Below are 13168 nucleotides of genomic sequence, written 5' to 3'. Positions count from 1 at the left end.
CTGGTCGACGTCGCCTCCGGTGTCCCTGAGCCGTCTCCCTCTCAGGTCCGGGCTGCAGGTTCCCCATGAGGGGCGATGCGCGGCCGATCGGACGCCTTCCAGACTCCGAGCATGAAGTCGATCTCGAAGAGGGCGGGGAGCGTGGCGGCCGCCGTCGCCGTCGTCGCGTGCGGTGCCGCGATCACCGCACCGGCGGGTCGCGCCGAGAAGCCGGCGGGGGAGCCGGCCGGCTGCGTGCCGGTGTCCGGCGCGGTGTGCGGTTCGGTGCGGGTGCCGCTGGTGCGGGACCGCCCCGGGCTGGGGGACACCACGGTGGCCTACGCCCTGATCAGGCACCGCGACGCCTCCCGGCCCGTCAGGGGGACGGTGGCGCTCAACCCCGGGGGGCCGGGCGATTCCGCGATCGCGTCCGCGCCCCAGTACGCCCGGATGTTCGCCGGCCTGCTGCGCGACCACGACCTGCTGCTCGTCGATCCGCGCGGCGTCAACCGCTCCGACCCCGTCCAGTGCGGGGCCCTGGCCTCGCTGCCCGCGACCCGTGACGGCTTCGTGCGGGCGGTCGGTGAATGCGGCCGGACGCTCGGAACCCGCGCGCGCGGCTACACCTCGGCCGAGATCGCCGACGACATCGACGCCGTCCGGGCGAAGCTGGGCATCGAACGGCTGGACCTGCTCGGGGAGTCCTACGGCACCTACCTCATGACGGTCTACGCCCAGCGGCATCCCGGGCATGTGCGCTCGATCGTGCTCTCCAGCGCCTACCCCCTCGCCTTCGACATGTGGGCGCGTCCCAACGCGCGGGCCGCGCGCCGAACGCTGCGACTGGTGTGCGAGCGCAGTGCGGGCGCCTGCGACGGCGACGAGGTCCTGCGCGACGTCGCACGGCTCGCCCGGAGGCTGCGGGCACGGCCGATCGCCTACACGCTGGGAGGCGAGCAGCGGCGGCTGGACGACACCGCGCTGGCCTCGATCGTCTACGGCATGGCGGGTTCGGCCCCCGCCGGGATCGGCGGCGTGCCCGCGATGGTCCGCAGCGCCCTCCACGCCGACGACGCGCCGCTGATCGAGGCCGCCCGCCAGGTGGCGCCGCTGAGCGGGTCGTCGCTCCGCCGGGACGAGCAGCAGCTCTTCAACCCCGAACAGGCCGCGGCCGTGATGTGCAACGACTACCCGACGGCCGGCTGGAACCGCTCGGCGCCGGTCGCGACCCGGCTCCGGCAGTTCTCGGCCGGGCTCGCGGCCCTCCCCGAGCAGGCGTACTGGCCGTTCGGCAAGCGAGCCTGGACCGGCGTGAGCTACAGCTGGGGCGACGCCTGCGTGCGCTGGCCCGACCGGCACGGCCCCGTCCAGCCGACCAGCGGCCCCCTCCCCGACGTCCCGGTGCTGGTGGTGTCGGGCGACCTGGACGCCAACACACCGACCGAGCAAGGCCGGCAGGCCGCCCGCCGGTTCCGGCGAGCCGCGGTCGTGGAGGTGCCCAACGTCGGCCACGTGGCCGAACACGAACCGAGCGGCTGTGCGGCCGCGATCGAGACCGGTTTCATCCGCCGCCTTCGGGTGGGCGACACCTCCTGCCTGGCCGGCATCCCGCCTGCGCCCGTGGAGCCCCTTCCGCGGTGAACCGCCCGGTCATGCCGGGAACTGAAGGCCGAGGACCGCTCTCTCGTTCCCGACGAAGAGCCGGTTCCCGCTGGAGACCGCGAAGTCGTTCAGGCCGGTGAGGGTGGGGACGGGGAGGGTCCAGACGACCTTGCCCGTCGCCGGATCCGCGCCTTCCAACCGCCGCGAACTGACGTAGGCGAGGACTCCGCCGGCGGCGGTGGCGATCCCGTTGTCGGGGCTCACCCCGTCCGCCTGGCCCGTCCGGGTCCATTGGCGCACGCCCGTCGCCGGGACGAACGCGGTGAGGCCGTCTCCGCCGACGAAGAGCGTGCCGCCGGAGACGCCGACCGAGTACGCCTTGGGCACGGGGGTGGGGGTCCATTTGGTGGTGCCGGTCCGGGCGTCCAGAGCCGTCAGCCCGGAGTCGGGGCGGCCGAGGACGTAGAGCAGCTCCCCGGCCAGGAACAACGGCCCTCCGAACCCGCCCCCGACCAGCGACCATCGGTCGATTCCGGTGGCCACGTCGGAGGCCTGGACGATGCCGTTGGAGTCTCCCAGGAAGAACAGGTTCAGCTCGCGGGACACCGCGGCACCGGAGAGCGTCGCCCCGGACCGTACGTCGTAGAGCCTGCGCCGCCAGACCGGTTGCCGGGTGACCGTGTCGAGGCCGACCCCCTGGCCGGTGGCGTCGATGCAGACGAGCATCCGCCCGACGACGAACTGGGGGACCAGCCCGTCGCCTCGCCAGGTCCACTGCACCTTTCCCGAGCCGGCGTCCGCGGCGTACACGCGCCCGTTTCCGACCCCGTACACCGATGATCCGTCCGTCACGGCGGCGGCATCGCCCCAGAGAGGCGGTCTCGCGGTGAACGGCGATGTCCACCGGGTCTTGCCGGTGCCGACATCGATCGCCCTGATCGACTTCCCGGCGGTCCGGTCGATGCAGATCAGCGATTCCCCGGCCACCACCGGAGTGCGGAGCGCGCCGCTGCCTGGACCCGTCCACACGAGCCGCGGTGGGGTGAGCTTCGCAGCCGCATGCACACCGTGCGCGCCGGTTCCCGCGTCCTTCCCGGAGGCCCGCCCTCTGCCGGCGGACCACAGCACCCCGCCGCCGCTCGCGGCCGCGATCACGGCCGCGGCGCCGCCGCCGATCAGCAGCCGGCGGCGGCCCAGCGGCGCGCGGTGGTGCGCCGGGAGGGCGCGGGTGACGGCGAGGGTGCGGACGAGGGTCGCCTCCCGGTCGGCGATGTCCCGCACCACCGGGGTCGGCAGCCACGCGGTTTCGCCCGTCACGGCGGGCGGCCGGAGCATGGCGATGACGTCGCGGGCCCCGGGACGGCCGGTCGCCGCCTTCATCAGGCAGGCCGCGATGACCACCGCAAGGTCACCGGGTATCCCCGCCAGGTCCGGGGACTCGTGGGCGGCGCGGTACATCAGCACGTGAGCGGGACCCGTGCCGAAGGGGTGCCGGCCCGTCGCCGCGAAGGCCAGCACCGCGCCCAGGGCGAAGACGTCGGCCGCCGGGCCGACGAACCCGCCCTCCGCCTGCTCCGGTGACTGGTAGCCCGCAGTGCCGATCACGAGGCCCGTCATGCTGAGCGCCGTGTCGTCGAGCACCCGGGCGATACCGAAGTCGATGACGCGCGGACCGTCGGCGGCCAGCAGGATGTTGGCCGGCTTGAGGTCCCGGTGGATCTGCCCGAGGGCGTGGATGGAGGCGATCGCCTCGGCCAGTGCGGCGCCGAGCATGCGCACCGGCCGCTCGCCGAGCGGGCCGTGCGTCTCGACGGCCTGCTGCAGCGACGGCCCGGCGATGTAGGCGGTGGCCATCCACGGCGTGGCGGCCTCGGGGTCCGCGTCGAGGACCGGTGCGGTGAAGGCCCCGCTCACCCGGCGGGCGGCCGCGACCTCGCGCCGGAACCGCGCGCGGAACCCGGGCTCGCCGGCGAGTTCGTGCCTGATGACCTTCACCGCGACGGGCCGCCCGCCGGGCGACCGGCCCAGGTAGACCCGCCCCATGCCGCCGGCGCCGATCCGGGCGGCCAGCGTGTACGGTCCCATCGACGGGGGGTCCGCGGGTTGCAGTGGCAGCATCGGGGGGCGCCTAGCCGACGAAGCCGCTGATGCCCGCTCCGTCGCCGGTCAGCAGGCAGACGACGTTGTCCACGACGGTGAAGCTCAGCGACGTCGCGGGCACGGCGGGGAGGGTGTAGGTCCAGGAGGCCGACCCGTCGACCGGGTCGAAGGAGCGCAGCCCGGACGAGTCCGGAGTCTCGAAGACGGCGGTCACCAGCTTGTCCGATGCGGCGATCATCCGGGGCACATTACCCGTCGCGGCCTTCCCCGTGCCCTGCGCCGTCCAGAAGACGTCACTGGTCCGAGGGTCGACGCACTGCACCTTGTAGTCGCCGCTGACCAGATAGATCCTGGTCGCGCTCACGGCGACCTGGGGGCGGGAACCGGTGACCATCTGCCATTGGGGCCGGCCGTCGACCGCCGAGAGTCCGATCATCTCGCCGCGGGACGGCGACCCCGGCGCCGGCGTGCCGGACAGCACGACGACGGTTTCCTCGACGGTGAACACGGCGCCGGCCAGCGACGTCCGCCAGCGCGTCCTGCCGGACCGGGCGTCGAGCGCGACGAGTCCGCCGGCGGCTCCCCCCATCACATAGAAGCCGTGCTCATCGGCCGCCGCGGCGACCTGGCCGCCGCCGGTGGCCGCGTGCCGGGTCCACAATCTCCGCCGGGTGCGCACGTCGTAGGCGGCGAGCATGCTCTTGCCCGAGCCCGCCACGGTGATCGGGAACAGGACCACGGTTCCGGACATCGCCAGGAGGGCTCCCGCAATCTCGGAACTCTGGGAGATGGGGCCGACGGTCCGCAGGTTCCCGTTCTGCACATCGATCGACAGCAGCTCCGTTCGCGAGTGCATGCCCCCGGTCAGCGAACAGTACGGTCCGCCGCCGCCGTCGACGAAATGGCTCGGACTGGACGTCACCACCCACGACCCCATCTTCGTCCTCGGCGGGAGGAACCATCGCCTGGCTCCTCTCGTGACGTCCACCCCGTACACCCCGGAGCCGCGGGCATCGACGACGAGCGTGCCGTCGAGCGCCCACATGTCCGGATGCGTGTCGAGACCGGGCGCCCCGAACGTCCAGGCCGGCAGCGGCCCGCCCGGATGCGGCGAGCCCGTCGACTGCGTCCCGGCCACTGGGCTCGGACCGGCGGTGCGACCGGTGGTGGTCCCGCGAGCGGTGCCGGTCGGATGGGGGCGGCCGCCCCTGCCCTCGGTGGCCCACGCCGCGGCCCCGCCGAGCCCGGCGAGCCCGCCGATCACCCCGGCGGCCAGGCCGAGGATGCGGCGGCGGCTCGGCGGCCGGCCCGCCCCGAGCAGGGCCGTCGGCGCTGGCGGCGGGAGCACCGGAGCACCGCGGCCCGGCCGCCGGCCGTTCGGCCGCACGTCCGGCGGCGGTCCGGCGGCCAGCGCCGCGGCCTCGCCGATGCGGCGCTGGAGCTCGGCCCGGAGGACGGGGGGCGGCCATGCCCCCGCGGCGCCGAGCGCGCCGACGATCTCCTCCGGAGCCGGCCGCCGTGCGGAGTCCTTCTCCAGGCACGCCGTGACCAGCGGCAGCAGGCCGGCCGGGACCCCGTCGAGCCGCGGCGGGCCGTTGACGACGCGGTAGAGCACCGCGGCGGGCGAGCCGGATCCGAACGGCCCCTGGCCGGTCGACGCGAAGGCCAGGGTGGCGCCGAGCGCGAACACGTCACCCGCCGGGCCGACGTCATGCGTCGAGGCGACCTGCTCCGGCGCCATGTAACCGGCCGAGCCCATGACGACCCCGGTACCGGTCAGGGCGGTGCCGTCCATCGCCCGGCTGATGCCGAAGTCGATGACGCGCGGGCCGTCCTCGGCCAGCAGCACGTTGCCCGGCTTCAGGTCCCGGTGGACCAGGCCGGCGCGGTGGATCGCCACCAGCGCCTCGGCCAGCCCCGACGCCAGCGTCCGCACGGCCCGCTCGTCCAGCGGTCCATGCGCGGCGACGGCCTCCTGCAGCGACGGACCGGGGACGTAGGTGGTGGCCAGCCATGGATTCGGCGCGTCCGGGTCGGCGTCCACCACCGAGGTCGTGAACGCTCCGCTCACCGCCCGGCACGCCTGGACCTCGCGGCGGAACCGCGCCCGGAAACCCTGGTCCTCGGCGAGCTCGGCCCGGACGACCTTCACCGCCGTCAGCCGGCCGCCCGGCGACGACGCGAGGTACACCACGCCCATGCCGCCGGCTCCCAGCCGGCCCACGAGCACGTAGGAACCGACCCGATCGGGATCGCCCTCGCCCAGCGGCTGCACCCCTTGCCTCCTCCGATCCGGCGATCCTGATTGCGCGGACATTCAACATCAACATCCCGGTCATCGCTGGACAATCTCGACAACCCTCTGCCGCGGGCCTTCGTGAACCCCCCAGGACCGCGCTCGGGGGAGCGCCGCGTCCGGCGGGTGGCCGGCGCGTCCGGAGTGCCCGGGGTGGCGTAGATTTCGCGCGTGAGCGTGGAGCTGACGGTGGGCACCCGGGTCCTGTTGCGGCGGGTGCGGGCGGACGACGAGGCCCGGTTCCTCGAACTCGCGGAGGCGAGCGAGGGGCTGCACCGGCCATGGGTGGCGCTGCCCCGGTCCGCGGGGGAGTTCGCGGCGTACCTCGCGCGGTTCGACCAGGTGACCGCGGTGGGGATGGTGGTCTGCCTGCGCGACGGCGGGGACCTCGCGGGCATGGTGAACATCAACGAGATCGTCCGCGGGTCGTACCAGCGCGGGGTGCTGGGCTACGCGGCGTTCCTGCCGCACGCCGGCCGGGGCTACATGACCGAGGGGGTGGCCCTGGCCGTCCGGTACGCCTTCGAGCGGCTGGGGCTGCACCGGGTGGAGGCCGACATCCAGCCGGGGAACGTCGAGTCCCTGCGGCTGGCCGAGCGGCTCGGTTTCCGCCGGGAGGGGTTCTCGCCCGCGTACATCAAGATCGACGGAGCGTGGCGCGACCACGAGCGGTGGGCCTTGACGAACGAGAGTTGATCGCGTTTATTGATCATGTAAGCCCGATATACCAGTACAAAATACAAGCGCAGCGCCGCGTCTTGGTCTCATCTAGGAGGTCGGCAAGCGTGGGCGTCCGCAGGGACGAACCCGGCCAGGAGATCGAGTGGCCGGGCGCTCTGGACGTGCGCGCCCTCCTCGAACGCGGCTGGCGGCCCACCCCGATCCGCGACTTCATCCTCAAGGTGCACAGCAGGTGCAACCTCGCGTGCGATTACTGCTACATGTACGAGATGGCCGACCAGGGCTGGCGCCGGCAGCCCCGGCGGATGTCGCGGCAGGTCGTCGGCTGGGTGGCGGAGCGCATCGCCGAGCACGCGCGGATGAACCTGCTGCCCGAGGTCGAGGTCGTCCTGCACGGCGGCGAACCGCTGCTGGCGGGCGTCGAGCACCTGCGGCACGCCGTCGAGACGATCCGCGCCGCCTGCGAGCCCGACGTGCGCGTCGGGTTCAGCGTGCAGACCAACGGCGTCCTGCTCGACGAGCTGTTCCTCGACCTGTTCGCCGAGCACGGCGTCAGCGTGGGCGTGAGCGTGGACGGCGACGAGGAGGGCCACGACCGGCACCGGCGGCGCGCGAACGGGCGGGGCAGCTACCAGGACGTGCGGGCGGGCCTGGAGCGGCTGACCGGCCCCCCGTACCGGCACCTGTTCGGCGGGCTGCTCAGCACGATCGAGCTGCGCAACGACCCGCTCGCGACGTACGAGGCGCTGCTGGCGTTCGAGCCGCCGGAGATGGACTTCCTGCTGCCCCACGGGAACTGGGACGCACCGCCTCCCGGCCGTCCGCCCGACGAGTCGGCGCCGTACGGCGACTGGCTCATCGCCATCTTCGACCGCTGGTACGGGCGCGACGCCGACCAGGTGCGGATCCGGCTGTTCAGCGAGATCATCCGGCTGCTGTTCGGCCGGATGTCCGCCAGCGAGGCCGTGGGCCTGTCCCCGGTGGCCGTCGCCGTGGTGGAGACCAACGGCGAGATCGAGCAGGTCGACTCGCTGAAGTCGGCGTACGACGGGGCCGCCGGCACCCGGCTGCACGTGTCCCGCGACCCGTTCGACACCGTGCTGTCGCTGCCGTCCGTCGCCGCGCGGCAGATCGGCCGGCAGGCGCTGTCGGCCCAGTGCCTGGCCTGCGAGGCGCACGAGGTGTGCGGCGCCGGCCTCTACCCGCACCGGTACAAGTCGGGCACCGGCTTCCGGAACCCGTCGGTGTACTGCCGCGACCTGCTGAAGCTGATCACCCACATCCGCGACGTCCTGAGCCGCGACCTGGACGGCTCGCCCCCGCGGCCCGCGGCCGCCGTGAGCTAGATCGGCGGCGGGTCGAAGTCCGCGTCCAGCCGGCGTCCCTCCAGGAAGACCTTCGCGTCGGGGTGCTCCAGCGTGAGGGTCCGGCGGTAGCGCTGCTCCGTGTCGGCGAACAGGGCCTCGGCCTCCTCGTCGCGGCCCAGGGTGCGCAGATCGGCGACGGTGTTGGCCGCGGCCGAGAGCGTGACGGGATGCTCCTCGCCCATCAGGGCGCTCAGCCGGCGCAGCGTGCCCGAGCAGAGGCGGTACGCCGACTCGTTCTCGCCCAGCGCGGCCAGGTCGCTGGCCAGGTTGAGGGCCACGGTCAGCGAGTAGTGGTGGTCGCGGCCCAGCTTGAGCTCCAGGCCGGCGAGCGCGTCCTCGTTGGTCTTCCGCGCCGTCTGCGGGTCACCGGTGACCCGCTGCAGGATCGCCAGGTTCCCCGCGCAGGCGTGGTTGTACGGGTGGTCGGAGCCGTAGACGCGCGGGTAACGGCGGACGGTGTCCTCGGCGAGGTTCAGGGCCTCCTCGAACTTGCCGAGCGTCCGGCGGATGTTCGCCAGGCAGGTCGCCGCCGCCAGCGTGTCGGGATGGTCGATGCCGAAGGCGCGCACGTAGCGCTGATGGATGTCCTCGGCGATCTCCTGAGCGCGTTCGTAGTCGCCCGCGCGCCGCCGCGCGATCGACAGGTCCTTGCCGGTGCGGAGCGTCCAGGGATGGTCGGGGGTCAGCTCCTCGATCCCGAACGCGTAGGCGTCCTCCCCGAGGTCGCACGCCTCGGAGAAGTCCCCGCCGAGCCGCACCGCCCGCGCCAGGCCGGTGTAGATGTTCAGGTACGAGGCGGGGTCACCTGCCGCTTTCCCCGTTTCGAGGACCTCCAGGTACACCTGCTCGAGAAGGAGACGGGCGTTCGTATAGTCGCTCTTGAGGCCGTGGTCGAGCGCGACGCTGTTCTTGGCGCGCCAAATGCTCCACTCGTCGTCCGGGAATTTCGACTCGAAGCGGCGGAGCACGTCGTCGTCGATCTGATGAGCCTGCTGGAAGTCGCCGCTCGCCCGCAGGTCCGTCGCGCGCCCCCGGAGTGCGCGCAGCGTGGTGTCGTGATCGCGGCCGAGGGCCTTCTCGGCCATGGCGAGGGTCTGCGCCCCGAGCGTGGCGGCTTCCTCGTACAGCCCCAGTTCGCGGATGATGTTGCACATTTCCACGCGGAGTTTCAGGACGTCCTCGTGGTCGGTGCCGGACGAGGCCGTCCACACTTCGAGGAACGACTCCGCGAACGACTGGGCGGAGGAGACGTCTCCTGAGACATACAGGTACGTGACCATGTCGAGGCAGAGGGAACGAACCGATGCCTTGGAGCATTGGGCGACACCCGCGGGTTCCATATGCCCGAGGGTGTTCAGGAACTTGGGCCAGCTCGAGGAGTTGGCCGGGTTCGACGGCGTGTAGGCGGCCAGCAGCAAATGGACCTCGTGGCGGAGGCGCTCCTGGTCCGCTTCCGACACCTCGTCCCGGACGAGGGCCTGGATCAGCCGGTGGACCTGGATCGTCCGGGCCGGAATGTCGAGCCTCGCCAGAGCGAAGCGCCCCAGTTCGCCGATGGCCCGGCTCAATTTGATGGGGTCCCTGATCAGCGCCGTGAGCCCTGGGCTGAGGCCGGGAACGACCTTGCTGAAACTGTCCCGCGGGATCGGCTCCGGACCGAAGAACGCGCAATAGCGCAGCAGGTCCAGTGCCTCGGGCATCTTCTCTTCCAGGCTGGCGACGGAGAGCGCCCAGGCGGCCGTCATCGACACCGGGTACTCGGTCGGTTTGCCCTGGGAGAGCAGTTGACTCGTGTGCTCTTCGAGGAGCTGCAGATACTGCTCCACCTGGATGCCGGTCTCCGCGTGGAGCGCGCCCGCCTGCTCCAAGGCGAGGGGGAGGTCGCCCAACTCCTCGGCGAGCTTGTCGGCGTTCTCCTCGCTGATGCCGCGCGGGACCCGCCTCGTGAGGAACTCGATGCTCTCCTCGCGGGTGAAGACGTCGATCGGGACCGCGTCGACCACGCCCGCCCAGCGGTGGTTCCGCGAGGTGATCAGGACGTGCCCCGGGCCCTGCGGGAGGGTCTCGGTCAGCTCCTCGGGCTCGTCGGCGTTGTCGAAGATCAGCAGCCAGTTGGTATAGGGCTCGCCGCGGCGCAGCGCGTCCAGGACGGCGTTGGCGGCGTCCTCGACGCCGCTCACGGAGGCCGAGGGAAGACCGAGGGGCTGCGCGAGGCTGGCGAGGGACGAGCGCACCAGGACGGGCTGGTCGGCCGGGATCCACCAGACGAGGTCGTACTCGGATCTGTACCGGTAGGCGTACTCGACCGCCATCTGGGTCTTGCCGACGCCGCCGAGACCGTGCAACGCGTGCGGGACCACCGCCGTGACCCTGTTGGCCAGGCCTCCGCGTAGTCGCTCGAGCAGATCCGTCCGGCCGGTGAAGTTCTTGTTCCTGGGAGGGACCTTGCCCCAGATCTGGGGTACGCGATCCGTGGCGAACGATGAATCCGGCTGTGCGTTGGTCACTCGATCCCCCTGCGCCATGCCGGCGCCCCCACCGGACACACCGCATCACGTCGTGGTCAAGTAATTCCGTCAATGAAGATAGTGTATTGAAGCTGCCCGTACCAGTCTGTGTCAGATGACACACGGATCACGACCGGGATTTCGGACGCCTTTATTTTGGTTCTGTGCCGTCCGAATGGCGCCACCGCAGGACTCGTCCTATGGCAATGCGGCCGGCTTTCTGAGACCATGGTCACGATCGCCTTGCCATAGCAGCGGGCAAGTCGCGAAGTGGATGTGGCTCTGCGGTGTCGACGTTGGAGGAGACAGATGCAGAAAGGTTCCTTCCGCCTGACGAACGAGCTCCCGGCCTCCGATCAAGCCGCCCCACCGGGGATCAGGCGGGCCGCGATGGAAGTGTCACGGCGGAACCGGCCCGGCCGCGGGTTCGACAACAGGCTCAAATGCGAGCGGGAGCGGAGTGCTCTTCGCGGCGTATGAGCTGGTGAAGGCGGCCGAACACCGTCCCCGGCGCTCCGCGCGGGGGATGTGAGAGCGCGTCCTCCCGATTCGGCACCGCGTGGAACGACGGTGCGTTATTCTCGGGAGACCCGGGCATCCTGAATCCGATGTCGCCGAAGCTCTCCAGCGGATATCCGCTCCTGGGGACGGAACGATGATCGCGCCAGTTCCTTCGCACGGATCGCGTACCAACGTGAGCACTCGCGCGTTCGACGAGCCGGACCGGGACGTCTTCCGCGGCAGGACCACGGAGATAGAAGAGGTCCTCGGCGCGTGGACGGAGAACCGGCTCACCGTCCTCCATGGCGGCGGCGGCGTCGGGAAGACCTCGCTGTTGCGCGCGGGCGTCGTCCCGCGGCTACGGGAGCGGGACCGGAACGTGCTGCCCGTCGCGCATATCGCGTACCGGCCGTCGTTCCCGGTGGCGGCGCTGCCGGAGCACAACCACTTCCGGCTCGCCGTGCTCGGATCCTGGTACACGCGCGCATCGCCGGTACAGATCTCCGAACTGTCGATCGGGAACTTCCTGCGCAAGCATCGCCGGATGGACCGGTTCGGCGAGCGGCTTCCCACGCTGCTGGCCATCGACGGGGCGGAAGGGCTCCTGCGGACCTCGGCCGGGCATGAACGGCACCGCCGCGAGTTCCTCGACGACCTGACGGCGGTCATGAAAGAGGAGCCGGGCCTGCATCTGCTCCTGGCCGTGCGGGACGACTCCGTCGAGGAGGCGCTCGAACTCGCCGCACGCCTGGGGGAGCCGGCGCCGGCGACGTGTTCCCTCGATCCGCTGACGCCCGAGGCGGCGCTCGAAGCGGCGGAGGCCCTGTTGCATCCGGCCGGTCCGCGTGGCGCGGGTCTCCCCGGGGCGCTGGTCAGGGAGTTGCGGACGGTCCGCCTGGCGGGTGGTGTCCAGACCACGGCGCGAGTCGAGCCCGCGCTGCTGCGACTCGCCTGCGCCCGCCTCTGGGAGGACCTGCCCGCCGACGGCGAGATCTCCGCGGAGCGGCTGCGCGGGGAGGTGAACCGGGTGCTGGGCGAGTACTGCGCGCAAAGTCTCGGCACCATCGCGGCCGACCAGAGCCTGAGGGCGGTGAACGTCCTGTCCTGGTTCCGCGGGGTGTTCGGCGGACCGTGGGGACGCGCGGGGGTGTCCGAGTCGCGCCTGTACGACGACGTTCCACGAGCGGTCGTCGACGCGATACAGGATCGCCACCTCATCCGGGCGCGTGTTCGTGACAGGGACCGGTACTACGAAGTACAGCATCCTCGGCTGATCGAGCCGATCGGGAAGCTCGACGGCGGAGCGGTCCCCATCCGGCGGCCCGGGCCCTCGATGCGTCTTCACCAGGGCCACCGGGCCCTGCTGGACGGCGATCCGGAACTCGCCCGGCGCCATACGGAGGCGGCCGTCCGGGCCTGCGGCGAGGGGGACATGAAGGTCCTCGCGGCCGCGACCACCTTCCTCGGCGACATCGCCTACGAGCAGGGGGACGCGAAGACGGCGGTGCTGCGCTACCGGGACGCCGCCGCGATCTGCGAGGCCATTCCGGACAACGCCGCGGTCGGTTGGCTCTTGGCCGGAATCGGACGGATCCTGCTGGCGAGCGACGCGGGAGAGGCCGTCCGCCAGCTCCAGGCGGCGGCGAGCCGGCTGCCGCACGAGCTCTCCATCCAGACCGCGCTGGGCCAGGCGCTCTGGCGGTCCGGGAGGACGCGTGCCGCCCGCGCCGTCTTCGAGGACGTCCTCGGCCACGACAGCCGGAACCGTGAGGCGCTCATCGCCAAGCGGGCGCTGACCGGCACGGCGTGATCCGTCCGCCGGACGGTCTCCGGGGCGGCGTTTACGGGGCCTTCATCGCGGAACCAGTGCGGTCGGGGACGGAATGGGGACCGTGGCCCCCGGGTCGTCGAACGGGGCGATCCGGCCGTGCGTCCACTGATGATCGCGTTCTGGAGCAAAGTGATCACTTGCCGCAATGAAAGCGTGGCATTGTTGTTACCTGGATTCCACTACATGCCTGTTTGTCGTGGTAGTGAATCTGGACAGGACTTTAGGCTCCCTTGAAGTGCCGATGTTATTTCTTTGATAGCCTTCGGACAGTTAATGCTCACGTCTGTCTGGTTTGCGGCTCTTT

At 71.8% G+C, this 13168-nt stretch carries 7 protein-coding genes; 4 read left to right on the top strand and 3 right to left on the bottom strand.

Annotated features, from left to right (window positions below):
- Window positions 1–111: 111 nt before the first annotated feature.
- Window positions 112–1620, top strand: coding sequence for an alpha/beta fold hydrolase (locus tag J4557_RS19920; RefSeq protein WP_208268232.1), 1509 nt, complete (start codon window positions 112–114; stop codon window positions 1618–1620).
- A 9-nt stretch (window positions 1621–1629) separates the two neighbouring features.
- Here J4557_RS19920 and J4557_RS19915 read toward each other — a convergent pair whose 3' ends face one another.
- Together J4557_RS19915 and J4557_RS19910 are read right to left on the bottom strand one after the other, a co-directional pair.
- On the bottom strand, window positions 1630–3666 hold the full coding sequence (locus J4557_RS19915) for a serine/threonine-protein kinase (protein WP_208268231.1): 2037 nt from the start codon (window positions 3664–3666) through the stop codon (window positions 1630–1632).
- Window positions 3667–3709: 43 nt separating this feature from the next.
- Entirely contained in the window at window positions 3710–5956 is a 2247-nt protein-coding gene (locus J4557_RS19910; RefSeq protein ID WP_208268230.1) for a serine/threonine-protein kinase, read from the bottom strand.
- Between the two features lie 192 nt (window positions 5957–6148).
- Here J4557_RS19910 and J4557_RS19905 point away from each other — a divergent pair, with 192 nt between their 5' ends.
- Window positions 6149–6673: a GNAT family N-acetyltransferase gene (locus J4557_RS19905; RefSeq protein WP_307800088.1), complete on the top strand. Its 525-nt coding sequence runs from the start codon at window positions 6149–6151 to the stop codon at window positions 6671–6673.
- A gap of 89 nt (window positions 6674–6762) precedes the next feature.
- Window positions 6763–8004 carry an FxsB family cyclophane-forming radical SAM/SPASM peptide maturase gene (locus J4557_RS19900; RefSeq protein ID WP_307800087.1) on the top strand — a complete coding sequence of 414 codons (1242 nt, stop codon included), beginning with the start codon at window positions 6763–6765 and terminating at the stop codon, window positions 8002–8004.
- Here J4557_RS19900 and fxsT read toward each other — a convergent pair.
- Complete coding sequence (gene fxsT / locus J4557_RS19895; protein ID WP_208268229.1) at window positions 8001–10550, bottom strand: FxSxx-COOH system tetratricopeptide repeat protein; 2550 nt, start codon at window positions 10548–10550, stop codon at window positions 8001–8003. The two genes, J4557_RS19900 and fxsT, sit on opposite strands and share 4 nt — an antisense overlap.
- Before the next feature lie 676 nt (window positions 10551–11226).
- On the opposite strand from fxsT, the gene J4557_RS19890 reads away from it, so the two are divergent.
- A complete protein-coding gene (locus J4557_RS19890; RefSeq protein ID WP_208268228.1) occupies window positions 11227–12843 on the top strand; it encodes a tetratricopeptide repeat protein in 1617 nt (538 codons plus the stop codon).
- The last annotated feature ends 325 nt before the right edge of the window (window positions 12844–13168 follow it).

Source organism: Actinomadura nitritigenes (assembly GCF_017573545.1).
Classification (GTDB): domain Bacteria; phylum Actinomycetota; class Actinomycetes; order Streptosporangiales; family Streptosporangiaceae; genus Spirillospora; species Spirillospora nitritigenes.
This window is presented reverse-complemented; position numbering and strand designations above follow the sequence as displayed.